This is a genomic window from Pseudomonas sp. 2VD (genome assembly GCF_005503585.1).
GTDB classification, from domain to species: Bacteria; Pseudomonadota; Gammaproteobacteria; order Pseudomonadales; family Pseudomonadaceae; genus Pseudomonas; species Pseudomonas aeruginosa.
This window is the reverse complement of record NZ_SCND01000020.1, coordinates 1-23,217: the sequence shown is the minus strand read 5'-3', so window position 1 is coordinate 23,217 and position 23,217 is coordinate 1. Positions and strand designations below refer to the sequence as shown.

The following is a 23,217-nucleotide window of genomic DNA, read 5'->3' as shown; positions in this document are numbered from 1 at the left end:
CGGGGCCTCGGGGACGCGGGAGGGGCCTGCCCCTCCCCAGCCGTCTCCCCCGGAAGAGCAGCGCCGCCGGCCCGTACGGCCGCGCCGGCGCCTGCCTTCCCCGCCAGTGTCTGCAACCGATTGAACCGAGGGGAAACCCCAACATGAATTACAACTGGGACTGGGGCGTGTTCTTCAAGTCCACCGGGATCGGCAGCGAAACCTACCTCGACTGGTACATCGCCGGTCTGGGCTGGACCATCGCCATCGCCCTGGTCGGCTGGATCATCGCCCTGGCGCTGGGCTCGCTGCTCGGCGTCATGCGCACCGTGCCGAACCGCCTGGTATCGGGGATCGCCACCGCCTACGTGGAAGTCTTCCGCAACGTGCCGCTGCTGGTGCAACTGTTCATCTGGTACTTCCTGGTACCCGACCTGCTGCCCGAGGGCCTGCAGACCTGGTTCAAGCAGGACCTCAACCCGACTACCTCGGCCTACCTCAGCGTGGTCGTCTGCCTCGGCCTGTTCACCGCCGCGCGGGTCTGCGAGCAGGTGCGCACCGGCATCCAGGCGCTGCCCTACGGGCAGACCTCGGCGGCCCGCGCGATGGGCTTCCGCCTGCCGCAGATCTACCGCCACGTGCTGCTGCCGCAGGCCTTCCGGATCATCATCCCGCCGCTGACCTCGGAGTTCCTCAACATCTTCAAGAACTCCTCGGTGGCGTCGCTGATCGGCCTGATGGAGCTGCTGGCGCAGACCAAGCAGACCGCCGAGTTCTCCGCCAACCTGTTCGAGGCCTTCACCCTGGCCACGCTGATCTACTTCACGCTGAACATGAGCCTGATGCTGATCATGCGCCTGGTGGAGAGAAAGGTCGCCGTACCGGGCCTGATCTCCGTAGGAGGTAAATGATGGACTTCAGTGGAATCGTTCCCGCCCTGCCGAGCCTCTGGGAAGGCATGCTGATGACCCTCAAGCTGATGGTCCTCGGCGTCCTCGGCGGCGTCGCGCTGGGTACCGTGCTGGCGCTGATGCGGCTGTCGCACAGCAAGTTGCTGTCGAACATCGCCGGCTTCTACGTCAACTACTTCCGCTCGATCCCGCTGCTGCTGGTGATCACCTGGTTCTACTTCGCGGTGCCCTTCATCCTGCGCTGGATCACTGGCGAGGACACCCCGGTGGGGGCGTTCACCTCCTGCCTGGTGGCCTTCATGATGTTCGAGGCGGCCTACTACTGCGAGATCGTCCGCGCCGGCATCCAGGCCATCCCGAAAGGCCAGATGGGCGCCGCCCAGGCACTGGGCATGACCTACGGGCAGACCATGCGCCTGGTGATCCTGCCGCAGGCGTTCCGCAAGATGACCCCGCTGCTGCTGCAACAGAGCATCATCCTGTTCCAGGACACCTCGCTGGTCTATACCGTCGGCCTGATGGACTTCCTCAATTCGGCCCGTTCGCGCGGCGACATCATCGGCCAGGCCAACGAGTTCCTGATTTTCGCCGGCCTGGTCTACTTCGTCGTAAGCTTCACCGCCTCGTTCGCCGTCAAACGTCTGCAGAAAAGGTTAACCGTATGATTTCCATCAAGAATGTCAGCAAGTGGTATGGCGACTTCCAGGTCCTGACCGACTGCTCCACCGAGGTTGCGAAAGGCGAAGTGGTGGTGGTCTGCGGGCCGTCCGGCTCGGGCAAGTCGACCCTGATCAAGTGCGTCAACGCACTGGAACCCTTCCAGAAGGGCGACATCGTCGTCGACGGCACCTCCATCGCCGATCCGAAGACCAACCTGCCCAAGCTGCGCTCGCGGGTCGGCATGGTGTTCCAGCATTTCGAGCTGTTCCCACACCTGAGCATCACCGAGAACCTGACCATCGCGCAGATCAAGGTGCTCGGCCGCAGCAAGGAAGAAGCCACCAAGAAGGGCCTGGCCCTGCTCGAGCGCGTCGGTCTCAAGGAGCACGCGCACAAGCACCCCGGCCAGCTCTCCGGCGGCCAGCAGCAGCGCGTGGCGATCGCCCGCGCGCTGGCGATGGACCCGGTGGTGATGCTGTTCGACGAGCCGACCTCGGCGCTCGACCCGGAAATGGTCAACGAAGTGCTCGACGTGATGGTCCAGCTGGCCCACGAAGGCATGACCATGATGTGCGTGACCCACGAGATGGGCTTCGCGCGCAAGGTCGCCAACCGGGTGATCTTCATGGACCGCGGGCAGATCGTGGAAGACTGCGAGAAGGAGGAGTTCTTCGGCGACGTCAGCGCCCGCTCCGAACGCGCCCAGCAGTTCCTCGCCAAGATCCTCCCGCACTGATGTACCCGCCCTCGCCGGCCCGCCCGGCGGGGGCCTGCTCTACCCTCGCCTGCGATAACAATAAATAGGGAAAGCCCATGCAACCTGTGCTCTTCAGAACCCTGTCCCTCGGCGTCGCCATTGCCGCCGCATCCTCCTCGGCCTTCGCCGCCACGCTCGACGGCGGCGCCGTCGCCGCGCCCGACGAGTACGGCGCCAAGGTCGCCGCGCAGATCCTCAAGGCCGGCGGCAACGCGGTGGACGCCGCGGTGGCCACCGCCTTCACCCTGGCGGTCACCTACCCCGAGGCCGGCAACATCGGCGGCGGCGGCTTCATGACCCTGTACATGGACGGCAAGCCGTACTTCCTCGACTACCGCGAGGTGGCGCCGAAGGCCGCGAGCAAAACCATGTACCTGGACGACAAGGGCGAGGTGATCGAGAACCTCAGCCTGGTCGGCGCCAAGGCCGCCGGCGTGCCGGGCACCGTGATGGGCCTCTGGGAAGCCCACAAGCGTTTCGGCAAGCTGCCCTGGAGCGAGCTGCTGACCCCGGCCATCGGCTACGCGCAAAAGGGCTTCAAGGTCGCCGACAAGCAGTTCCAGTACCGCCAGGACGCCGTCGCGCTGTTCAACGGCAAGACCAACTTCGGCGACTACTTCGGCCACATGAAGGCCGGCGAGGCGTTCCTCCAGCCGGACCTGGCGAAGACCCTGGAGCGTATCGCCGACAAGGGCCCGGACGAGTTCTACAAAGGCCATACCGCCGACCTGCTGGTGGCACAGATGCAGCAGGACAAGGGACTGATCACCCACCAGGACCTCGCCGACTACAAGGTCAGGTGGCGCGAACCGATGCGCGTCGACTGGCAGGGCAACACGCTCTATACCGCGCCGCTGCCAAGCTCCGGCGGGATCGCCCTGGCCCAGTTGCTGGGCATCAAGGAAAACCGTGCCGCCGACTTCAAGGGCGTCGAGCTGAATTCCGCGCGCTACATCCACCTGCTGGCGGAGATCGAGAAACGCGTGTTCGCCGACCGCGCCGACTACCTCGGCGATCCGGACTTCTCCAAGGTCCCGGTGGCGCGCCTGACCGATCCGGCATACCTGAAGCAGCGTGCCGCCGAGGTCAACCCGACGGCGATCTCGCCGACCGAGAAGGTCCGTCCCGGCCTGGAACCGCACCAGACCACGCACTTCTCCATCGTCGACGCCGACGGCAACGCGGTGAGCAACACCTACACCCTCAACTGGGACTTCGGCAGCGGCGTGGTGGTCAAGGGCGCCGGCTTCCTGCTCAACGACGAGATGGACGACTTCAGCGCCAAACCGGGCGTGGCCAACGCCTTCGGCGTGGTCGGCAGCGACGCCAACGCCATCGAGCCGGGCAAGCGCATGCTCTCCTCGATGAGCCCGAGCATCGTCACCCGCGACGGCAAGGTCAGCCTGGTGGTCGGCACGCCCGGCGGCTCGCGGATCTTCACCTCGATCTTCCAGGTGCTGAACAACATCTACGACTTCCACCTGCCGCTGGAGAAGGCCGTGGCCGCGCAGCGCGTGCACCACCAGTTGCTGCCCAAGGACACGATCTACTACGACGCCTACGCGCCGCTCGCCGGCAAGGTCGCCGAGGAGCTGAAGGCGATGGGCTACACCCTGGAGGACCAGGGCTGGAACATGGGCGATATCCAGGCCATCCGCGTCGACGGCAAGGCCCTGGAGACCGCCTCCGATCCCCGTGGCCGCGGCGTCGGCCTGGTGGTGAAACCCTGACAGGACGGCGGGCGGCCGACGCCGCCCGCACCTGATTGCGTGCAACGACGATAACCCTACCAACCTACCGACACGAGATATCGCCATGAAGCCATTGCTCCACGCGTTCGCCCCCGGTGTTATGGCCCTGATGCTCCTGCTGCCGCAGGCCGCCCAGGCCAAGGAAGTCGCACCGCAACAGAAACTGTCCAACGTGGTCATCCTGGCCACCGGCGGTACCATCGCCGGCGCCGGCGCCAGCGCCGCCAACAGCGCCACCTACACCGCCGCCAAGGTGCCGGTCGACCAACTGCTGGCCAGCGTGCCGCAGCTCAAGGACATCGCCAACGTCCGCGGCCAACAGGTGTTCCAGATCGCCTCGGAAAGCTTCACCAACGAGAACCTGCTGGAACTGGGCAAGACCGTCGCCAAGCTGGCCGATAGCGACGACGTCGACGGCATCGTGATCACCCACGGTACCGACACCCTGGAAGAGACCGCCTACTTCCTGACCCTGGTCGAGCACACCGAGAAGCCCATCGTGGTGGTCGGCTCGATGCGCCCGGGCACCGCGATGTCCGCCGACGGCATGCTCAACCTGTACAACGCCGTGGCGGTGGCCGGCGACAAGTCGGCACGCGGCAAGGGCGTGCTGATCACCATGAACGACGAGATCCTCTCCGGCCGCGACGCGAGCAAGATGGTCAACATCAAGACCGAAGCGTTCAAGAGCCCGTGGGGCCCGCTGGGCATGGTGGTCGAGGGCAAGAGCTACTGGTTCCGCGCACCGGTGAAGCGGCACACGGTGAACTCCGAGTTCGACATCAAGCAGATCTCCGCGCTGGCTCCGGTGGAAATCGCCTACAGCTACGGCAACGTCAGCGACACCGCCTACAAGGCCCTGGCCCAGGCCGGCGCCAAGGCGATCATCCATGCCGGCACCGGCAACGGCTCGGTGCCCGCGCGCGTGGTGCCGACCCTGCAGGAACTGCGCAAGCAGGGCGTGCAGATCATCCGCTCCTCGCACGTCAATGCCGGCGGCTTCGTCCTGCGCAACGCCGAGCAGCCGGACGACAAGAACGACTGGATCGTCGCCCACGACCTGAACCCGCAGAAGGCGCGCATCCTGGCCGCGGTCGCGATGACCAAGACCCAGGACAGCAAGGAGCTGCAACGGATCTTCTGGGAATACTGAGTGAACCCTTCCGGCGCCGCCTGCCGGCCGTGCCGGAAAACCGCCCGCTCCGCCGCCCATCGTGGCGGCGGGCTGGCCTAGCCGCGACGACTGTGATGGAATCCCCCGACCCGCCCTGCAGCGTACCTCCGTCACTGACCGTGAAGCCCCGCCTCGTCCGCCAGTTGCTGCTCCCCATTCCCCTGCTCCTGCTGATGCTCGGCTTCGGCTACGGCGGCTACCGGATCAGCGAGAGCGCCGGCATCCGTGCCCTCGCCGAGAATGGCGAACGCCAGCTGGAGCTGCATGCGCGGACGGTCGAGAGCGAGATCAGCAAGTACACCTACCTGCCCAGCCTGCTGGAGCTGGAGCGCAGCGTCAGCCACCTGCTCACCGACCCGACGCCATACCGGCGCAACCAGGTCAACGCCTACCTCGAAGGCCTCAACCGCCGCGCCGGCAGCCGCGCGGTGTACCTGCTGGACACCAACGGCCGGGTCCTGGCCACCAGCAACTGGAGCGACCCGGACAGCTACCTCGGCGAGGACCTGTCGTTCCGCGCCTACTGGCAGGACGCGATGAAGGGCAAGCCGGGCCGCTTCTACGGCATCGGCAGCACCCGCGGCGAGCCGGGCTACTACCTGGCCCACGGCCTGGTCCACGGCGGCCGGATCATCGGCGTGGCGGTGGTCAAGGTGAAGATGGACGCCCTCGAGGAGCGCTGGGAGAAGGCGCGCCTGGAAGCCTTCGTCAGCGACGAGAACGGCATCATCATCCTCTCCAGCAACCCTGCCCTGCGCCTGAAGGCGGTGCGCTCCCTGAGCGCCGACGACAAGGAGCGCCTGGCGCGCAGCATGCAGTACTACTGGTGGGCGCTGAACGAGTGGCAGCCGCTGCTGCGCGAGCCGCTGGCCGCCGGAGTGGAGAAGCTCAGTTTCCCCGCCGATGAGCAGCACCCGCGCGGCGAAGCGGTCACCTACCTGGCGCAGACCCGCGCGCTGAATGACACGCCGTGGAACCTGACCCTGCTCAGCCCGCTGGAAGACCTGCGCCGCGACGCGGTGCGCAATGGCATGCTGGCCGCCATCGGTTTCGCCCTCCTGGCCTTCCTGCTGATCGCCTGGAACGAGCGGCGCAAGGTACTCGCCACCCGCCTCGCCGCGCGCGAGGCGCTGCAACGGGCCAACGGCGAGCTGGAAGTGAAGATCGCCGAACGCACCGCCGACCTGCAGGCCAGCAACGCACGCCTGACCGCCGAGATCCACGAGCGCCAGCAGGCCGAGGACACCCTGCGCAAGGCCCAGGACGAACTGGTCCAGGCCGGCAAGCTGGCGGTGATCGGGCAGATGTCCACCAGCATCGCCCACGAACTCAACCAACCACTGGCGGCGCTGCGTACGCTGTCCGGCAACACCGTGCGCTTCCTCCAGCGCGGCAAACTGGAGACCGCCAGCACCAACCTCGCCACCATCAATGAACTGGTCGACCGCATGGGCCGCATCACCGCCAGCCTGCGTGCCTTCGCCCGGCGCAGCGACGACGCCGGCCAGGCCAGCCTGGCCAAGGCGGTGGACGCGGCGCTGCTGATCCTGCACGGGCGCCTGGAGCAGGACCCGCCGACCCTGCACCGGCATTTCGACGATGTGCGCCTGGGCATCGACCAGACCCGCCTGGAGCAGATCCTGGTCAACCTGCTGGCCAACGCCCTCGACGCCATGAGCGGGCAGGCCGACCGCCAGCTCTGGCTGGAAGGCCGGCGCGAGGAGGAGCGCTACGTCCTGCGCGTGCGCGACAACGGCCCCGGTATCCCGCCGGCGGCGCGCGTCCACCTGTTCGAACCCTTCTTCACCACCAAGCCCGGCGAACATGGCCTGGGCCTCGGCCTGACCCTCTCGGCCAGCCTGGCCACCGCCGCCGGCGGCAGCCTCAGCGTGCAGCACCCCGAAAGCGGCGGAACCGCCTTCGAGCTGAGCCTGTCCCTGGTTCCCGATTCCCCGACTGCGAGTCCCGCCCGATGAACGAGCCGCTTTCCGTCCTGATCGTCGAAGACGATCCGCATGTCTTGCTCGGCTGCCAGCAGGCGCTGGAGCTGGAGGACATCCCCTGCATCGGCGTCGGCAGCGCCGAGGAGGCGCTGCAACGGGTCGACCGCGACTTCGCCGGCATCGTCGTCAGCGACATCCGCCTGCCCGGCATCGACGGCCTGACCCTGCTGGAGCGTCTCAAGGCCCTCGACCCGAGCCTGCCGGTGGTGCTGATCACCGGTCACGGCGACATCTCCATGGCGGTACAGGCGATGCACGCCGGCGCCTACGACTTCATGGAGAAGCCCTTCTCTCCGGAACGCCTGGTCGAGGTCGCCCGCCGCGCCCTGGAGCAGCGCGGGCTGGCCCGCGAGGTCAGCGCGCTGCGTCGCCAGTTGGCCGGCCGCCAGGACCTGGCGCAACGGATCATCGGCCGCTCGCCGGCGATCCAGGCGTTGCGCGAGCTGATCGCCAACGTCGGCGACACCTCGGCCAACGTGCTGATCCTCGGCGAGACCGGCACCGGCAAGGAGCTGGTGGCGCGCTGCCTCCACGACTACAGCCGGCGCCACCAGCATGCCTTCGTCGCGCTGAACTGTGGCGGCCTGCCGGAGAACCTGTTCGACAGCGAGATATTCGGCCACGAGGCGCACGCCTTCACCGGTGCCAACAAGCGGCGGATCGGCAAGATCGAGCATGCCAACGGCGGCACGCTGTTCCTCGACGAGATCGAGAGCATGCCGGTCAACCTGCAGATCAAGCTGCTGCGGGTGTTGCAGGAACACACCCTGGAACGCCTCGGCTCGAACCAGTCGATCCCGGTGGACTGCCGGGTGATCGCGGCGACCAAGGCGGACCTCGCCGCCATGGGCAAGAGCGGCCAGTTCCGCAGCGACCTCTACTACCGGCTCAACGTGGTGAGCCTGGAACTGCCGGCACTGCGCGACCGCCGCGAGGACATCCTGCTGCTCTTCGAACACTTCCTCCAGCAATCCTCGCTGCGCTTCGACCGCCCCGCGCCGGAACTCGACCGTGCCACCGTGGCCAGCCTGATGGCCCACGACTGGCCGGGCAACGTGCGCGAACTGCGCAACGTCGCCGAACGCTTCGCCCTCGGCCTGCCGGTGTTCAACAAGGGCGGCCAGGCCGTACAGACCGGCGGCCCGCGCTTCGCCGAAGCGGTGGAGGCATTCGAGAAGGCCCTGCTCGGCGACGCCCTGGCCCGCCACCACGGCAACCTGACCCAGGCCAGCCAGGACCTGGGCATGGCCAAGACCACGCTGTTCGACAAGGTGAAGAAGTACGGCCTGCAATAGGCCGGAGCGCCCTCTTCGCCCTGCCCGCCTGGCGTGGGGCGCAGGGCGCGATGCTTCATTCGACATTTCTCACCCGCCTGCGATTCCGCTCGGCGGATAACGCCGGGGGCGTTATTCGCCCTACCCGCCTGACGCAGCGCGTCATAGGCCATTCCTCCTCCCTCGGTGCGCCCTACCCGCCGGTGTCGGGAATGCGCTATCCGGGCATTCGTGAATTGAACTCAAGTGTCATTTTCCCTGGCAGCGGTTTTTCGCACGAATCGTTCCGCCAATAATGCGCTCACCTTCTTCCAGCGCGCCGCGCCACGGCCGGCCTCACGAGCGAGATCGCCATCATGCTGTTCAGCCCCTATGCCTTTGGCCACCTGACCCTCCCCAATCGCATCGTCATGCCGCCGATGACCCGTTCCCGCGCCGCCAGTGGTGAAGTCGCCACCGCGCTGATGGCCGAGTACTACAGCCAGCGCGCCGGCGCCGGCCTGATCGTTTCCGAAGGCACCCAGATCAGCCGGCAGGGCCAGGGCTACGCCTGGACACCGGGCATCCACAGCGCCGAGCAGGTCGCCGGCTGGCGCCAGGTCACCGACGCGGTGCACGCCGCCGGCGGGCGCATCTTCGCCCAGCTCTGGCACGTCGGCAGGGTCTCGCACACCTCGCTGCAACCGGGCAACGCCGCCCCGGTGTCCTCCTCGGCGCTGGTGGCCGAAGGCGTGAAGGTCTTCGTCGATCCCCAGGGCCGCGGAGCGCAGGCCGGCGGCGGCGAGATGGTCCAGCACTCGGCGCCGCGTGCGCTGGCCGTGGAGGAAATCCGGGAGATCGTCGCCGACTATGCCCAGGCCGCACGCAACGCCCTCGACGCCGGCTTCGACGGGGTCGAGCTGCACGGCGCCAACGGCTACCTGATCAACCAGTTCATCGACTCCCAGGCCAATGCGCGCAACGACCAATACGGCGGCTCGCTGGAGAACCGCCTGCGCTTCCTCCGCGAAGTCGCCGAGGCGGTCACCGCGGTGGTCGGCAGGGAGCGCATCGGCGTGCGCCTGGCGCCGCTGACCACCCTGCAGGGCGCGGTCGACGACACCCCGCAAGCCACCTACCTGGCCGCGGCGCGGCTACTGGACGAGATCGGCGTGGCCTACATCCACATCGCCGAGGCCGACTGGGAAGACGCCCCGGCCATGCCGGCGGCGTTCAAGGAAGCGTTGCGCATCGTCTACCGTGGCAGCCTGATCTACTCCGGCATGTACACCAAGGCGCGCGCCGAGGAAGCCCTGGCCAGGGGCTGGGCCGACCTGGTCGGCTTCGGCCGGCCGTTCATCGCCAACCCTGACCTGCCCTACCGCCTGGAGCACGACCTGGCGCTGGCCGACGGCGACCGCTCGACCTACTTCGGTGGCGCCGCCGCCGGCTACACCGACTACCCGAGCCTGCCGCAGGCGGCCGGTTGAAACCCCTAGCCGACCGGACCGCGAGCGCGCGGCCGGTTGGCGAAACATGCCGCCACAACCTCGCCTTTGGTCGACTAGAACCTACGGCTGGCGGGACCTAGACTCAATTCGCCAGATATTCATTATTAATAGGCCTGATTTCCTGGACAGGGGGGACCACCGATAGCATCGAGGAACATTTCGAGGAATCCGCCATGAGCAAGTCCCTGATCGTCTCCCTGGCTGCCAGCCTGGTCGTCCTAGCCGGTTGCGCCAACCCGCCGCGCAGCGTCGAACGCCCCTACAGCGACGCCGAAATCAAGTCCTACGCCCTCGACAGCCTGGAACGCAGCGACCTCTCGCCGAAGCGCCTCGACCAGTACCGCAGCGTGCTCGGCACGCCGCACCGGCAGACCCTCTAGCGCCTTCAGACGGGGCGCCGCCAGACGCTCGCCAGCCAGGGCTGCTGCTCGCGCGGCAGGCCCGGCGGCCGGTAGTAGTGCTCCAGCTCGACGAAACCGGCCTCCTCCAGCAGGCGTTTCCAGGCCGGGTAGTCGTGGTAGGCACCGTAGCGTTGGCCATTCCAGCCCTCGCGGTTGTCGCCGCGCGGGTTGGAGCTGAACAGCACGCCGCCCGGCCGCAGCGCTTCGAAGAGTTCGCCGAGCACCCGCGGCAAGGCGCTGCCGGGCACATGGAACAGGCTGGCGTTGGCGAAGATGCCGTCGAAGTGCCCAGCCGGCAGTCGCAGCGCCAGGAAATTCTGTTGCCATACCTCGCAACCGCTGTCGGCCCTGGCCATCTCGACGAAGCGCGGCGTGCCTTCGAGTCCCACCGGCTGGTGGCCGAGGCGGCGGAAGGTGGCCAGGTCGCGCCCGGGACCGCAGCCGAAATCGAGGATCCGGTACGGCGGCGGCCCGTCGATATGGCGCAGCAGCGCCTCGACGTTCTGGCTCACGTCATGGCCGCGGGTGCCCTCGCGGAAGCCTTCGGCGTTGCGCTGGTAGTCGGCCAGGGTGGTGGCGGTGATCGCGTCGAAATCCTCGGTGCTCATGTCTGCTCGCAGTGGCGGGGTTCCGCCCAGTCTAGCGCCGGCACGGGTTTCGCCTAAGGTTTTGTAATAGTTTCCCGCTGTGGCGAGGGCCCGCGACACAGTAGGATCGACTTCCCTTTGACTCTCAATGGCCATCATGACCACCCTTTCGGAGCCCCCCAGTCGTCCTTCCGGACAACCCTCCCCGCTTCGCCTTCGCCACCTGCGTCCGCCCCTCGACGCCGAATCCCTCGCCTCGTCCCCCTCCGTCACCGCCGGCTGCCGCAGCCGCGCCGTGCAGCGTCGCGCCAGCGCGACGGCCAGCCGGACCGGGAGGTAAGCGCACATGGAATGGATAGCTGACCCGACTGCCTGGCTCGGCCTGGCGACCCTGATCGTGCTGGAGATCGTCCTCGGCATCGACAACCTGGTGTTCATCGCGATCCTCGCCGACAAGCTGCCGCCGCACCTGCGCGACCGCGCCCGGGTCCTCGGCCTGTCGCTGGCGCTGCTGATGCGCCTGGGCCTGCTGGCGAGCATCTCGTGGATGGTGACCCTCACCGAGCCGCTGTTCGAGGTATTCGGCAAGAGCTTCTCCGGCCGCGACCTGATCATGCTGTTCGGTGGCGTGTTCCTGCTGTTCAAGGCCACCATGGAGCTGCACGAACGCCTCGAAGGCCATGTCGCCCAGCACGCCGGCAACAAGACCTACGCGCTGTTCTGGCCGATCGTCGCGCAGATCGTGGTGCTCGACGCGGTGTTCTCGCTCGACGCGGTGATCACCGCGGTGGGCATGGTCGAGCACCTGGAAGTGATGATGATCGCGGTGATCGTCTCCATCGGCCTGATGATCGTCGCCAGCAAGCCGCTGACCCGCTTCGTCAATCGTCACCCGACGGTGATCATGCTGTGCCTGGGCTTCCTGATGATGATCGGCTTCAGCCTGACCGCCGAGGGCCTGGGCTTCCATATCCCGAAAGGCTACCTGTACGCGGCCATCGGCTTCTCGATCCTCATCGAGGTGTTCAACCAGGTCGCCCGCAAGCGCCGCAAGAAGAGCCTGCAGGGCCACCGCCCGCTGCGCGCACGTACCGCCCATGCGGTGCTGCGCCTGCTCGGCGGCCAGCGCCTGGAGGCCGACGAGGTCGGCGAGGAAGTCGCCGACCTGTTCGAGGAGGGCGACGACCAGGTGGTCTTCGACCGCCGCGAGCGGGTGATGATCAGCGGCGTGCTGCAATTGGCCGAGAAGCCCATCCGCAGCCTGATGACGGTACGCGCCGAGGTCGACTGCATCGACCTCGACAGCGGCCGCGAGGCGATCCGCGCGGCGCTGCTCGAATCGTCCTACTCGCGCCTGCCGCTGGTGCGCGACGGGCGCGTCGAGGAGCCGCTGGGCTACGTGCACAAGAAGGAACTGCTCAAGGAGCTGCTCGCCGGCGCCCAGCCGGACCTGGAAAGCCTGGCCCGCCAGCCGCTCAACCTGTTGCAAGACTGTTCGATCCTCAATGCCCTGGAGCAGATGCGCGAGGCCTCGACCCACGTGGCCTTCGTGGTCAACGAGTTCGGCGAATTCATCGGCCTGCTGACCCTGACCGACATTCTCGAATCCATCGCCGGCGAGCTGCCCGACGCCAGCGAGATCGACGGTCCGGACGTGGTCGAGGAGAACGACGGCTACCTGGTCAGCGGTGCCATGAACCTCAGCCAGGTGCGTCGACGCGTGGGGTTCGACGCGCGCGCCACGGAGGACTACCAGACCCTCGCCGGGCTGGTGATGAGCCTGCTCGACCGCCTGCCGGTGATCGGCGACCGCCTGCAGTGGCAGGACTGGGAACTGCGGGTGGTGGAAGTGGAAGAACGCCGGGTGACCCGGGTCCTGCTGCGCAGGGGCTGAGCGAAGCGGCGGCCGCCGATCCGGCCGCCGCCCTCCCCGGCGCAGCGGCAGACCGCTACAGGCGGCGCTGCCAGGCCTGCGCCTGCTCGTCCTTGACCACCTCGACGAAAGCTTCCGGCAACAGGGTGCGGAACGGTCCTTCGTCGGCCTCGGCCAGCTCGACCATCCGCGCGATCATTTCCTCCGGATCGTACTGCTCGAAGGGAAAGCGCACGCCGCTGTGGTCGGTGAAGTGACGCTGCGGGTCGTACCAGCGTTTCCAGGTTTCCATCATGCGATCGTTGAAGCCGGTCTGGTACGGGCCGGGATTGACGGTGCCGACCTGGATGCCGAACGGCTTCAGTTCGGCATGCAGGGCCTCGGCGAAGGCCTCCAGGGCATGCTTGGAGGCGCAATAGGGGCCGGTATAGGGACCGGTGATCAGGCCGGCGATGGACGACACGAAGAGCACCTTGCCGCCACGCTTCTGCTCGACCATGCGCCGGACGAAACCCTGGGTCAGTTCCAGGTTGGCGAACACGTTGGTCTCGAACAGCGCGCGCACCAGTTCCAGCGGGATCTCCGCGCTGGCCCCGGCCTCGGCGCTGCCGGCGTTGTTCAGCAACACGTCGATATCCCATTCCCAGGCGCGTTCGCGATCGGCGGCGACGGTGATGTCGAGGGTTTCCACCCGCAGCGGGACGCCACGCCGCCCGGCCTCTTCGCGCAGGTCGGCGGCCTGCCCGGCGCCGCGCACGCCGGCGATCGTCCGATGGCCGCGGGCGGCCAGGCGCAACGCCACTTCCCGACCGAAGCCGCTGCCGGCCCCGGTCACCAGGATTCGCTTCTGTTTCATCTCGATTACCTCTGGATTGTTGCCATGGCCACGGCGGCCTCGGCGATGGATTGGTCCTGGGCCGCGCTGGCGCCGGAGACGCCGACGCCACCCAGGCAGGAACCGCCGGCATCGCCCAGCGGCATGCCGCCGGCGAAGCAGGCCAGCCCGCCGTTGCTCTGCTCGATGCTCCACAACGGCTGGCCCGGCCCGGCGAGTCGGCCCAGCTCGCCGCTGGGCAGGCGGAACAGCGCGGCGCTGCGCGCCTTGCGCTGGGCCAGGTCGATGGCACCGGGAACGCTGTCGTCCATCCGTACGAACGCCAGCAGGTTGGCATGGGCGTCGACCACCGCGACGCAGACCGCCAGGCGCTGCCGCTGCGCTTCGGCAATGGCCGCCGCGATGCAGCGTTGGGCATGTTGCAGAGACAGGTGGGTAGACATGGCCGGCGTCCTCATCGAGTGCTTGCGGGCCAGTCTAGAAAGGTCGAAGCTTTAACAGAACCGGCCTTCTCCTACGTAGACTTTCAAGTTTTTCTAACAATGAATCGACGCGATCCCCTCGCCGGCCTGCATGTCTTCAGGCAGGTCGCCGACACCGGCAGCTTCACCCGCGCCGCCGCCCTGCTCGGGGTGACGCCGGCGGCGGTGAGCCAGGCGATCAACCAACTGGAAGCCGAGCTGCGTCTCAAGCTGTTCCACCGCACCACCCGCGGGGTCAGCCTGAGCGAGGCCGGGCAGCGCTACCACGAACAGACCGAACAGCCCTACCGCGACCTGGTGCGCGCCCGCGAAGCGCTCGGCGAAAGCCTCGCGGAACCCTCCGGGCAGCTGCGCATCAGCGCCCTGCACCTGGCGAAGAACCTGGTGATCGCACCGATGCTCAACGAGTTCGTGCGACGCTACCCGAAGGTGCAACTGGAGATTCGCTACGAGGACCAGTTGGTGGATATCGTCAGGGAACGGCTGGATGCCGGCATCCGCCTGGCCGACGCCCTGCAGCCGGGCATGGTCGGGGTGCAACTGACAGCGCCGCTGGCGTGCCTGCTGGTGGCCACTCCGGCCTACCTCGCCGAGCACGGTACGCCGGCCAGCGTCGCCGACCTCGATGGGCATGCCGCCGTGCGCTTCCGTTTCCCGCGCAGCGGCCGTCTGCACAAGTGGCGCCTGCGGGAAGACGGGCGGGAACTGGAAGTGGACCTGCCGGCACGCTTCGTCAGCACCGACACCGAGGCGATCATCGAGGCGGCCCGCGCCGGCGCCGGGATCGCCCAGGCATTCATCCGCGAGCGGGTCGCCGCGGACCTCGCCGCCGGGCGCCTGGTGGAAGTGCTGCCTGGCAGTTGCCTGCCGCTGCCGCCGATGTGGCTGTATTACCTGAACCGCCGCCACGTACCGGCCAAGCTGCGCGCCTTCATCGAACTGCTACGCGAGTGGCGGCAGCCGGCCTGAACCTCAGCGGCCCTTGCCGGCCGGCCCCGGCCGGCTCAGCAGGAGGTCGTCCGGTCCGTCGATCTCGATGAAGCGTCCGCTTTCCAGCGCCTCCTCCAGCGGCGTGCCGGCGAGCACGTCGGCCTTGCGCAGGGCGCTGGAGAAACGCAGGTCGGCGCTGGCCTCGACCTTCGCCAACGGCACCTGGTAGGTCTTGAACGCACCGTAGCGGAAGCCTTCGCTGGGCATCATCCCTTCCTGCCCCAGCAGGTAGGCGGACACTCCCAGTTCGCCGCTGTCGGCGTCGATCATCGCCACCACCTTCCAGAACTCCAGCGGCACCTGCACGCCCTGGTAGAGCGGATCGTCGTCGCGGAACACCGGGCCGGTGAACACCGAGATGCGGAAGCCCTCGCTCCTGGCGTTCTGCAGCACGTAGTCCTCCAGCGACAGCCAGCTGCGCTGGTTGAGCTGCGCCACCTGGGGTACCGCGTTGGTGTAGACGAAGGTGTCGTCCTCGGCCTGCCGGGCGATGGCATCGCTGTCGCCCCAGCCGGGATCCTCGCGACGCACCATGTGGCCCTTGTCGAACGAAGCCGGGCCGTAGAAGTCCTTGTGTCCGACCTGCGCGGCCGCCTCGATGCGCGGGTCGAAGCCCCAGGAATCCTTGCGCTTGAGCGAACGCTTGAGCGCACCGTCGATATTCACCGCGGTGAGGATCGGCAAGCGCCGGCTGGCGCTCATCACCACCGAGAAATGCAGGTAGTCCAGGCGCGTGCCCTTGCCCACCGGCAGCACCTGGTGGCTCTTGCCCGGCTTGGGCAAGGTCGCCTTCGGCCCGAGGAAGGCCTCGTCGAAACCCTTGCGCTCGGCCAGGTCGGCGACGCTGCGCTGCTTTTCCTGGAAGCGCGGCGCGCCGCGCTTCAGCTCCGCCCCGGCCACCGGCACCCAGGCGCGACGCGCCAGCAGGCTGCGGATCACGCTGGCCTTCACCGCATAGTTGGTCTTGCGGAACTGGCCGCCGAAGTGCAGGCCGACCACCTCGCCGCCGTCGATCGAAAGCACCGCCGAGCCAGAATTGCCGCCCAGGGTCGAGCAGTCGTGGGTCAGGTACCAGGCGTCATGGGGCAATCCCACGACTTCGCCGGGAGCGAAACGCTTGACGTCGTAGATGTTGCCGAAGATATCTTCCATCGCCCCGGCGTCGTTGCGGCTGTCGCGCGCCGGATAGCCGACCACCGCCACCGCCTGGCGCGGCTCGGCATCCTGGCGCGCGAGGACCAGCGGCGGCGGCAGCAGGTCGCCCTTCACTACCTGGAGGATCGCCATGTCCGGCGCCTCGGAGACGTCCGGGGCGATCCACAGGACCCGCGCGATCACATGCTCGTCGCTTTCCGGCTGGCGGTATTCCTCGCGGAAGTCCACGCGGGTGCGCACCTGCTTGCCAGCCTGGTTGAGACGGAAGCGGAACAGGCTGCCCTGGCGTTCGGCGAACAGGCTGGCGACATGCCGGTTGGTGACGATCAGGTCGTCGTCGATGCGCCAGCCGGTACCGCACCAGTCCATGCTGTCGTGGTCGATCAATTCCAGCCGACCGACCGAGCGGATCGGCGTGGCCAGCGCGGCGCGATGCTTCTTCAGGCGCTGCTCCAGGCCGGCCAGCGGCGCTTCGTCGAAGATACCGTTCTTCACCAGCAGCACCGGCCGGCTCTTGAGCAGGACGATCGCCTCGCTGAAGCGCCGCGAGTCGAAGAACGAGGCGTCGGATTCCGGCGACACGCTCTTGCCCAGGTGGTCGGCGATCTGCTCGCGGCTGGCGTTGTACGCCGGCACGTTGCTCCACTCACCGCGGGCGGCGAGGTGGGCGAGTTCCTCGCGGGTGCCCTTTTCCTTCAGTACCGAGCAGACCCGCAGTTCTTCCGGCGTGGCCCGCCGGGGGTTGCGCTTGCGCATGGCCATGTCCCTCGCTGGGCGGATATCCCTGGCAGGAGTCTAGCCGAGGGACATGACAGGGCCATGTCCCGCTGGCGGAGCGCCGCTCAACCGGCGAACAGCCGGTAGGCCGGGTTGTGGGTTTCCTCCCAGTACGGATAGCCGATGGCTTGCAACGCCACCTCCAGCTCGCCGCGCTCCTCGTCCGGCACCTGCAATCCGGCCAGCACCCGACCGTCGGCGGCGCCGTGGTTGCGGTAGTGGAACAGGCTGATGTTCCAGCGCGAGCCGAGCTTGTCGAGAAAGTTCAGCAAGGCCCCGGGGCGTTCGGGAAACTCGAAGCGGAACAGCCGCTCGCGGCGCACCTCGGTACCGTGGCCGCCGACCATGTGGCGGATGTGCAGCTTGGCCATCTCGTTGTCGGTCAGGTCGAGTACCGGGAAGCCCTGCTCGCGCAGGCCGGCGAGCAGGTCGGCGCGACTGTCGGTGAGCGGATGGGTCTGCACGCCGACGAACAGGTGGGCCTGGCGGTCGCTGTGGTAGCGGTAGTTGAACTCGGTGATCTGGCGCCGGCCCAGCGCCGCGCAGAAGGCCTTGAAGCTGCCCGGCCGCTCGGCCACGGTGACGGCGATGATCGCTTCGCGCTGTTCGCCCAGTTCGGCGCGCTCGGCAACGTGGCGCAGGCGGTCGAAGTTGATGTTGGCACCGGAGTCGATGGCCACCAGGGTCTGCCCCTCGGTGCGTTCGCGGGCCACGTACTTCTTAATTCCCGCTACGGCCAGGGCGCCGGCCGGCTCGGTGATCGAACGGGTGTCGTCGTAGATGTCCTTGATCGCCGCGCAGATTTCGTCGCTGCCGACAGTGATCACCTCGTCGACGTGGTCCTTGCAGACCTCGAAGTTGCAAGCGCCGATCTGCGCCACCGCCACCCCGTCGGCAAACAGCCCGACCTGGCCCAGCACCACCCGCTCGCCGGCGGCCAGCGCCGCCTGCAGGCAGTTGGAATCCTCCGGCTCGACGCCGATCACGCGAATATCCGGACGCAGGTGCTTGACGTAGGCGGCGATCCCGGCGATCAGGCTGCCGCCGCCGACCGGCACGAAGATCGCGTCGAGGCGGCCGCTGTGCTGGCGGAGGATCTCCATCGCCACCGTGCCCTGTCCGGCGATCACGTCCGGATCGTCGTAGGGCGGGACGAAGGTCATGCCTTCGCGCTCGGCCAGTTGCAGGGCATGGGCCAGCGCATCGGGGAAAGCGTCGCCGTGCAGCAACGCCTCGCCGCCGCGCGCCAGCACGCCCTTGACCTTGAGCTCGGGAGTGGTGCGCGGCATCACGATCACCGCCCGCACGCCCAGGCGCTGCGCCGCCAGGGCCAGGCCCTGGGCATGGTTGCCGGCGGAGGCGGTGATCACCCCGCGGGCCTTCTGCTCGTCGCTCAGGCGCGCGACACGGGTGTAGGCGCCGCGGATCTTGAAAGAGAACACCGGCTGCAGGTCCTCGCGCTTGAGCAGCACCCGGTTGCCCAGGCGCTGGGACAACTGCGGCGCGACCTGCAAGGGGGTTTCCACGGCGACGTCGTACACCGGCGCGGCCAGGATGCTTTCCACGTAGCCGGCCAGCAGGGGTTTGCTTGCGCTGAGGGTCGAGGCGCTCATCGGCTGGCCTCCGCGCTCGCCGCCACCGAGGCCAGCAGGTCGGTGCCGTAGGAGTTGTCCACCGCGCAGCGCCACTGGCCATCGGCCTCCTGGCGGAACACGTAGGTGGCCCGACGTTGCAGGCGTCCGGCCTTCGACTCGATCACCGCCTCGGCCATGACCAGCGCCGTATCTCCCGCCTCGATCACCCGCAGGTCGTGCTGGCGCACTCGCAGGCTGTGCTCGAAGTGCCGGGCGATGGCGTCGAACGCCTGGCGGATCTGCGCCTTGCCGCAGGCGTTGAGGCCCGGCTTGACCACCAGGGTGGCGTCGTCGCAATAGAAATCCATCAGGGCATCGAAATGCCCGGCATTGATCAGGGCGTCGGCCCGGCCAACGAGGTTCTGGAGGGTCTGGTGCTGCATGCTGTTCTCCCGGTTCGGTGGTTTTGGCCCAGGAGACAGAACGAAGAACCCGCCTCGAGGGCGGGTTCGGAGTGGACGCTGGCTAACCCGCCATAGCTGGAATGGCGGTAATAATGCTGCGGCGGGTAAGCAGGGTCGCGAAGGTCATGGGTATCGAAACTACGGCGCCGCCCCGTTGGCTGTCAAGCGGTCCGGCCGCGCCGGCAGGAAAAAGCCCCTGCCGCGATGGCAGGGGCTTGCCGTTTTGGCCGAGCGCCGCCGGAGATCAGCGGGTCAGCAGCACCTTCTGCGGCTGCGAGCCGCTCACGGTGACCAGCTTGGTGACGGTGCCGCCCTCGGTGATGGTCTTGCCATCGCTCTGGGCGCTCCAGGTCAGTTCGCTGGAAATGTAGTAGGTGCCGTTGGGGATGTGGTCGAAGTCGAAGCGACCGTTCTGGTCGGTGGTCGCCTCGCGCACGTAGGTGGCGCGTCGCGGGTCGAGCACCGGCGGTTGCACGTCGGGATCGCGCTTGGCGGCATCGAGGTTGCCGAACTTCGCGTAGTAGGCCTTCATGTAGCTGGTCGCCGGCTCCAGGGTGACCTTGGTGTTGGTCCCCTTCTGGATCGCACCCGACGCGCTGGTCAGGTACAGGTCGCCGTTGATCACGCCCTCGCCCACCTGCTGGGTCGCCGCGTATTCATGCTCCGGGAAATCCGGCAGGTCGTTGGGGTTGGAGGCGCAGGCCGCCAGGGCCACGGTCATGGCCAGGAGGCCGAGGTTCTTCTTGATCGAAAGCATGGGCAATTCCTTTTTTCAAGCGAAGGTAACGAGTCCGTTGTGCGGCACCGACCGCGTGCTCAGGAGCGGCGCCCGAGCAGGAAGCCGGCGAGCAGGCCCACCGCGGTGGTGATGGCCACGGTCTGCCAGGGATTGGCGCCGATATAGCTTTCCGTCGCATCCACCGCGTGGCGGCTGCGTTCGGCCACGGCGCTACCGCCCTTGCCGAGGGCATCGTTGGCCTTCTCCAGCAGCGCGCCGATCCGCGCACGGGCGCTGTCGGCCTTGTCGCCGGCGAAGGCGGCGCTGTCGGCGAGCATGCTGTTGGCTTCGGAGAGCAGTTCCTGCAGCTCGCTGTAGCTCTGGTGCTGGATCTGCTCGAGGTTGTCTTTCACTGCGTTTTTGCGTGCCATCGAAGAGGCTCCCTGAAAAATGACTTGCAAAGGAGTTGATAGGCGCCGCAGTGAAAAAGTTCAGAGGAAATCGCCGGGAAGAACCGGCGCCCAGGCAGTGGGCGCCGGCTTCCATGGCCTGCCTGCCGTCAGAACGCGTAGATCGCCGAAAGAATCGCCGTGCGACCGTCGCCATACTCGATGGCCGAGGAGCGCGACTGGTTGCCGTACACCTGGCGCACCCGCTCGACGTAGGCCTTGTCGAACAGGTTGTCGAGGTTGAGTTGCAGTTTCAGGTCGCGCGTCGCCTGGTAGCCGAGCATCATGTTGTGCACCCAGTAGGCATCCAGCTTGCCGTTGTCCACCGAGGTGACGTTGCGCTGGCTGACGTAGCGTGCGCCATAGCCCAGGGTCACGCCCTCGGGCAGTTCGTAGGTGCTCCAGAGGCTCAACGAGCGCGGCGGGGTATTGCCCAGTGCCTGTCCCTCGCGCTGCGGGTTGCTGGATTTCAGGGTTTCGCTGTCGAGGTAGGTGTAGGTGGCGAAGAGGTCCCAGTGCTCGTTCAGCTTGCCGCTGGCGCTCAGCTCCAGGCCACGCACGCGCTGTTCGCCGGCAAGCACGTAGCTGCCGTCGGCCAGGCGTTCGCGGGCGTCTTCCTTCTTCACCTGGAACAGCGCCGCGTCCAGCTCCAGGCGCCGTCCGAGGAACTCCCACTTGGTGCCCAGCTCGTAGGTGCTGTTCTTCTCCGGCGCCAGGCCTCCGGTCGCCTCGGTCACGCCCGAGCCGGTGGTGACCAGGTGTTCCGCCGAGGGGTTGAAGGAGGTGCCGTAGGAGACGTACACCCGCCCGTTCTCCAGCGGCTTGAATACCAGCCCCGCCCGCGTGCTCAGCTTGTCGTCGGAACTGTCGGCGCGCACCGTCGGCTTGCCTGAGGGCGTGCTCCGCGAGGTGCCGTCGATCCAGTCGTAGCGCAGGCCCAGGCTGAGGTCCCAGCGCTCGTCCAGGGCGATGGTGTCGAAGGCGTACAGCGCCTTGACCTCCAGTTCGGTCCGGTTGCGCGCGCTGTCGCGCTTGTCGGTGGGGCCGTTCCAGTAGCCCGGCGGGTTGTGCAGGTCGAAGCCGTTGGCCGGGTAGAACTTGCCCAGGTTGTAGGAGTAGGTGGTGCGGTCGTAGGTCTCGCGGGACAGCTCGAAGCCGCCGATCAGCGTATGCGCCAGGCCGAAGGTATCGAAGCGGCCGGTGAGGTTGGTCTGGTTGATCCACATCCGCGTCTTCGAATCGCGCCCGTAGGCTTGCGGTCCCGCCGGCAGGTAGCGCCCCGGCGGCAGGCCCTTCTGGTTGACGTGGGAGGCGGAGATCACCGTGTCCCGATGCAGGTGGGAATAGCGGATGAGGTTCTGCAACTGGAAGTCGTCGCTGAAATCGTGTTCGAGCTTGAGGGTGGCGACGTCGTTGTCGATCCGTTCCTCGTCCAGGTTGCGCCAGCCGAAATAATCGTGGCGGCTGACGCCGTCCAGCTTGCGCCCGTTCAGCGCCGGCACGCCATAGTCGGGAAGGTTGTCGTCGCGTTGGTGGAAGTAGCTCAGGGTCAGGCGGGTCGGGGTGTCCAGGCCGAAGGTCAGGGATGGCGCGATGCCCCAGCGCTGCTTGTCGATCTGTTCGCGCCCGGCGACGTCGTTGTGGTGGGCCATGAGGTTGAGGCGGAAGGCGGTCGACTCGCCGAGCCCTTCCAGCGGCTGGTTGGTGTCCAGGGTCAGGCGCCGGTAGCGGTCCGTGCCCAGCCCGGCGCCCAGGTGGGTGAAGGCTTCGGCCTTGGGCTGCTTGCTGACCATGTTGATGCTGCCGCCGCTGGTGCCGGCGCCGCCGAACACCGAGTTCGGTCCCTTGATCACTTCCACCGCCTCCAGGTTGAACAGGTCGCTGCGGCTGGTCTGGGCGCTGTCGCGCAGCCCGTCCACCTGCATGTTGGCGTTGGCGCTGAAGCCGCGGATGTTGATGCTGTCGCCGGAACCGCCGCCGCCTTCGCCGGCGTTGAAGGTGATGCCGGAGACGTTGGACAGCACCTGGCGCAGGCTCAGGGCGTTCTGCTCCTGGATTACCTTTTGCGGCACCACCGTGACGGTCTGCGGGGTATCCAGCAGCGGCACGGCGTACTTGGCCGAGGCCGAGCGTTCGACCCTGGACGAGGCCTGCTCGCCGGTGACCGTGTCGGCTCCCAGTTCCAGGGGATCGTCCTTGCGCGCCGCGTCCTCGGCCAGGGCCGGCGAGGAGCAGGCGGCCATCAGCAGCATCAGCGGCGCCAGCGGGCGTTTGGTGGGCAAGGGGGACGGCTCGTTGCGACGATCCATGAAGTACTCCATCTTGGTTATTGAGAATCATTGGCATTTGATTGATGGAGGGTTTTTTCCACAAGCCGGACAGCTCCGAAAAAGCTCCCGGAAAAATCTGATAACCAACGGCAGAGTCCCGGAACAGAGGGCTCGCCGCGCGGCCCTTCTGCCAGGCGGCGACCGCATCCCTGCCATCGCGCAGACAAAAAAAAGCCCCGCCAATCGACCGGCGGGGCTTTCCCTAAAGCGTGTCGCCTCAGAACAGCGAGGCGACCAGATGAGTGGCGGGCGCCACCTGGAAGTCGATGGACATCATCACGCTCAGCGCGGTGATGGCGACGATGGAGAAGGCGAACAGCTTGCGCGCCCAGACCCGGTCGTCGGCAGTCCAGTAGCCGGTCAGGGCGATGGCCAGCCACCACAGGCTCACCGCCACCGCCACCAGCAGGTAGCCGTAGCCGGCGTAGCCGCCCAGGCACAAGGCGAGGGTCGCCGCCATGAAAGCGAGGATGTAGAGCACGATGTGGATCTTGGTCACCGCGATGCCGCGCGCCACCGGCAGCACCGGGATGCCGGCCGCCTCGTAGTCCTTCAGGCGGAAGATGGCGATGGCATAGGAGTG

The 23,217-nt window shown here is 67.5% G+C and carries 21 protein-coding genes; 11 read left to right on the top strand and 10 right to left on the bottom strand.

What is annotated here, in order from left to right; genetic code table 11:
* Positions 1-143: 143 nt before the first annotated feature.
* From FFS27_RS04060 to FFS27_RS04015, 9 genes are all read left to right on the top strand, one after another.
* Complete coding sequence (locus FFS27_RS04060; RefSeq protein ID WP_021263274.1) at positions 144-890, top strand: amino acid ABC transporter permease; 747 nt, start codon at positions 144-146, stop codon at positions 888-890.
* Entirely contained in the window at positions 887-1,555 is a 669-nt protein-coding gene (locus FFS27_RS04055) for an amino acid ABC transporter permease (RefSeq protein ID WP_003082765.1), read from the top strand. Before FFS27_RS04060 ends, FFS27_RS04055 begins: the two co-directional genes overlap by 4 nt.
* Positions 1,552-2,286, top strand: a complete 735-nt coding sequence (locus FFS27_RS04050; RefSeq protein WP_003082761.1) for an amino acid ABC transporter ATP-binding protein — start codon at positions 1,552-1,554, stop codon at positions 2,284-2,286. Before FFS27_RS04055 ends, FFS27_RS04050 begins: the two co-directional genes overlap by 4 nt.
* A gap of 77 nt (positions 2,287-2,363) precedes the next feature.
* On the top strand, positions 2,364-4,037 hold the full coding sequence (gene ggt / locus FFS27_RS04045) for a gamma-glutamyltransferase (RefSeq protein ID WP_003086881.1): 1,674 nt from the start codon (positions 2,364-2,366) through the stop codon (positions 4,035-4,037).
* Between the two features lie 85 nt (positions 4,038-4,122).
* Entirely contained in the window at positions 4,123-5,211 is a 1,089-nt protein-coding gene (locus tag FFS27_RS04040) for an asparaginase (protein ID WP_003109247.1), read from the top strand.
* 95 nt (positions 5,212-5,306) lie between these two features.
* Positions 5,307-7,208: a sensor histidine kinase gene (locus FFS27_RS04035; RefSeq protein ID WP_003140368.1), complete on the top strand. Its 1,902-nt coding sequence runs from the start codon at positions 5,307-5,309 to the stop codon at positions 7,206-7,208.
* Positions 7,205-8,530 (top strand): sigma-54-dependent transcriptional regulator, encoded by a 1,326-nt coding sequence (locus FFS27_RS04030; protein ID WP_003086877.1) that lies wholly within the window; start codon positions 7,205-7,207, stop codon positions 8,528-8,530. The genes FFS27_RS04035 and FFS27_RS04030 overlap by 4 nt, the downstream gene beginning before the upstream one ends.
* 335 nt (positions 8,531-8,865) lie before the next feature.
* A complete protein-coding gene (locus FFS27_RS04020) occupies positions 8,866-9,978 on the top strand; it encodes an alkene reductase (RefSeq protein ID WP_021264496.1) in 1,113 nt (370 codons plus the stop codon).
* A gap of 194 nt (positions 9,979-10,172) precedes the next feature.
* Entirely contained in the window at positions 10,173-10,379 is a 207-nt protein-coding gene (locus tag FFS27_RS04015; RefSeq protein WP_003086874.1) for a hypothetical protein, read from the top strand.
* Between the two features lie 5 nt (positions 10,380-10,384).
* Here FFS27_RS04015 and FFS27_RS04010 read toward each other — a convergent pair whose 3' ends face one another.
* Complete coding sequence (locus FFS27_RS04010) at positions 10,385-11,008, bottom strand: class I SAM-dependent DNA methyltransferase (protein ID WP_003086873.1); 624 nt, start codon at positions 11,006-11,008, stop codon at positions 10,385-10,387.
* 325 nt (positions 11,009-11,333) lie between these two features.
* On the opposite strand from FFS27_RS04010, the gene FFS27_RS04000 reads away from it, so the two are divergent.
* Positions 11,334-12,881 carry a TerC family protein gene (locus FFS27_RS04000; RefSeq protein ID WP_003082751.1) on the top strand — a complete coding sequence of 516 codons (1,548 nt, stop codon included), beginning with the start codon at positions 11,334-11,336 and terminating at the stop codon, positions 12,879-12,881.
* A gap of 55 nt (positions 12,882-12,936) precedes the next feature.
* On the opposite strand, the gene FFS27_RS03995 is transcribed toward FFS27_RS04000, so the two are convergent.
* Together FFS27_RS03995 and FFS27_RS03990 are read right to left on the bottom strand one after the other, a co-directional pair.
* Positions 12,937-13,716 carry an SDR family oxidoreductase gene (locus FFS27_RS03995; RefSeq protein WP_023101408.1) on the bottom strand — a complete coding sequence of 260 codons (780 nt, stop codon included), beginning with the start codon at positions 13,714-13,716 and terminating at the stop codon, positions 12,937-12,939.
* 5 nt (positions 13,717-13,721) lie between these two features.
* Positions 13,722-14,153: a GlcG/HbpS family heme-binding protein gene (locus FFS27_RS03990; RefSeq protein WP_003082743.1), complete on the bottom strand. Its 432-nt coding sequence runs from the start codon at positions 14,151-14,153 to the stop codon at positions 13,722-13,724.
* 84 nt (positions 14,154-14,237) lie between these two features.
* Between FFS27_RS03990 and FFS27_RS03985 the strand changes: the two genes are divergently transcribed.
* Positions 14,238-15,146 (top strand): LysR family transcriptional regulator, encoded by a 909-nt coding sequence (locus tag FFS27_RS03985; protein WP_003109254.1) that lies wholly within the window; start codon positions 14,238-14,240, stop codon positions 15,144-15,146.
* Between the two features lie 3 nt (positions 15,147-15,149).
* Here FFS27_RS03985 and FFS27_RS03980 read toward each other — a convergent pair whose 3' ends face one another.
* The 7 genes from FFS27_RS03980 to FFS27_RS03950 all read right to left on the bottom strand — a co-directional run.
* Positions 15,150-17,078 (bottom strand): DNA/RNA non-specific endonuclease, encoded by a 1,929-nt coding sequence (locus FFS27_RS03980; protein WP_023101409.1) that lies wholly within the window; start codon positions 17,076-17,078, stop codon positions 15,150-15,152.
* 86 nt (positions 17,079-17,164) lie between these two features.
* On the bottom strand, positions 17,165-18,712 hold the full coding sequence (gene ilvA, locus FFS27_RS03975; protein WP_021264495.1) for a threonine ammonia-lyase, biosynthetic: 1,548 nt from the start codon (positions 18,710-18,712) through the stop codon (positions 17,165-17,167).
* The gene (locus FFS27_RS03970; protein WP_021264494.1) at positions 18,709-19,116 is read right to left on the bottom strand and encodes a YybH family protein; all 408 of its coding nucleotides are present in this window, start codon (positions 19,114-19,116) and stop codon (positions 18,709-18,711) included. Before FFS27_RS03970 ends, ilvA begins: the two co-directional genes overlap by 4 nt.
* Positions 19,117-19,381: 265 nt before the next feature.
* Positions 19,382-19,894, bottom strand: a complete 513-nt coding sequence (locus FFS27_RS03965; protein ID WP_003082734.1) for a prealbumin-like fold domain-containing protein — start codon at positions 19,892-19,894, stop codon at positions 19,382-19,384.
* Between the two features lie 59 nt (positions 19,895-19,953).
* Positions 19,954-20,286 carry a DUF883 family protein gene (locus FFS27_RS03960; RefSeq protein WP_003082731.1) on the bottom strand — a complete coding sequence of 111 codons (333 nt, stop codon included), beginning with the start codon at positions 20,284-20,286 and terminating at the stop codon, positions 19,954-19,956.
* 128 nt (positions 20,287-20,414) lie between these two features.
* Positions 20,415-22,613: a TonB-dependent receptor gene (locus FFS27_RS03955; protein ID WP_021264493.1), complete on the bottom strand. Its 2,199-nt coding sequence runs from the start codon at positions 22,611-22,613 to the stop codon at positions 20,415-20,417.
* Positions 22,614-22,851: 238 nt separating this feature from the next.
* A partial coding sequence (locus FFS27_RS03950; RefSeq protein WP_171019180.1) for a UbiA family prenyltransferase occupies positions 22,852-23,217 on the bottom strand: 366 nt, incomplete at its 5' end.

Coding starts and splice junctions, on each gene's coding strand:
- FFS27_RS04060 (WP_021263274.1), top strand. CDS start 144: ATGAATTACAACTGGGACTGGGGCGTGTTCTTCAAGTCCACCGGGATC.
- FFS27_RS04055 (WP_003082765.1), top strand. CDS start 887: ATGATGGACTTCAGTGGAATCGTTCCCGCCCTGCCGAGCCTCTGGGAA.
- FFS27_RS04050 (WP_003082761.1), top strand. CDS start 1,552: ATGATTTCCATCAAGAATGTCAGCAAGTGGTATGGCGACTTCCAGGTC.
- ggt (WP_003086881.1), top strand. CDS start 2,364: ATGCAACCTGTGCTCTTCAGAACCCTGTCCCTCGGCGTCGCCATTGCC.
- FFS27_RS04040 (WP_003109247.1), top strand. CDS start 4,123: ATGAAGCCATTGCTCCACGCGTTCGCCCCCGGTGTTATGGCCCTGATG.
- FFS27_RS04035 (WP_003140368.1), top strand. CDS start 5,307: ATGGAATCCCCCGACCCGCCCTGCAGCGTACCTCCGTCACTGACCGTG.
- FFS27_RS04030 (WP_003086877.1), top strand. CDS start 7,205: ATGAACGAGCCGCTTTCCGTCCTGATCGTCGAAGACGATCCGCATGTC.
- FFS27_RS04020 (WP_021264496.1), top strand. CDS start 8,866: ATGCTGTTCAGCCCCTATGCCTTTGGCCACCTGACCCTCCCCAATCGC.
- FFS27_RS04015 (WP_003086874.1), top strand. CDS start 10,173: ATGAGCAAGTCCCTGATCGTCTCCCTGGCTGCCAGCCTGGTCGTCCTA.
- FFS27_RS04010 (WP_003086873.1), bottom strand. CDS start 11,008: ATGAGCACCGAGGATTTCGACGCGATCACCGCCACCACCCTGGCCGAC.
- FFS27_RS04000 (WP_003082751.1), top strand. CDS start 11,334: ATGGAATGGATAGCTGACCCGACTGCCTGGCTCGGCCTGGCGACCCTG.
- FFS27_RS03995 (WP_023101408.1), bottom strand. CDS start 13,716: ATGAAACAGAAGCGAATCCTGGTGACCGGGGCCGGCAGCGGCTTCGGT.
- FFS27_RS03990 (WP_003082743.1), bottom strand. CDS start 14,153: ATGAGGACGCCGGCCATGTCTACCCACCTGTCTCTGCAACATGCCCAA.
- FFS27_RS03985 (WP_003109254.1), top strand. CDS start 14,238: ATGAATCGACGCGATCCCCTCGCCGGCCTGCATGTCTTCAGGCAGGTC.
- FFS27_RS03980 (WP_023101409.1), bottom strand. CDS start 17,078: ATGCGCAAGCGCAACCCCCGGCGGGCCACGCCGGAAGAACTGCGGGTC.
- ilvA (WP_021264495.1), bottom strand. CDS start 18,712: ATGAGCGCCTCGACCCTCAGCGCAAGCAAACCCCTGCTGGCCGGCTAC.
- FFS27_RS03970 (WP_021264494.1), bottom strand. CDS start 19,116: ATGCAGCACCAGACCCTCCAGAACCTCGTTGGCCGGGCCGACGCCCTG.
- FFS27_RS03965 (WP_003082734.1), bottom strand. CDS start 19,894: ATGCTTTCGATCAAGAAGAACCTCGGCCTCCTGGCCATGACCGTGGCC.
- FFS27_RS03960 (WP_003082731.1), bottom strand. CDS start 20,286: ATGGCACGCAAAAACGCAGTGAAAGACAACCTCGAGCAGATCCAGCAC.
- FFS27_RS03955 (WP_021264493.1), bottom strand. CDS start 22,613: ATGGATCGTCGCAACGAGCCGTCCCCCTTGCCCACCAAACGCCCGCTG.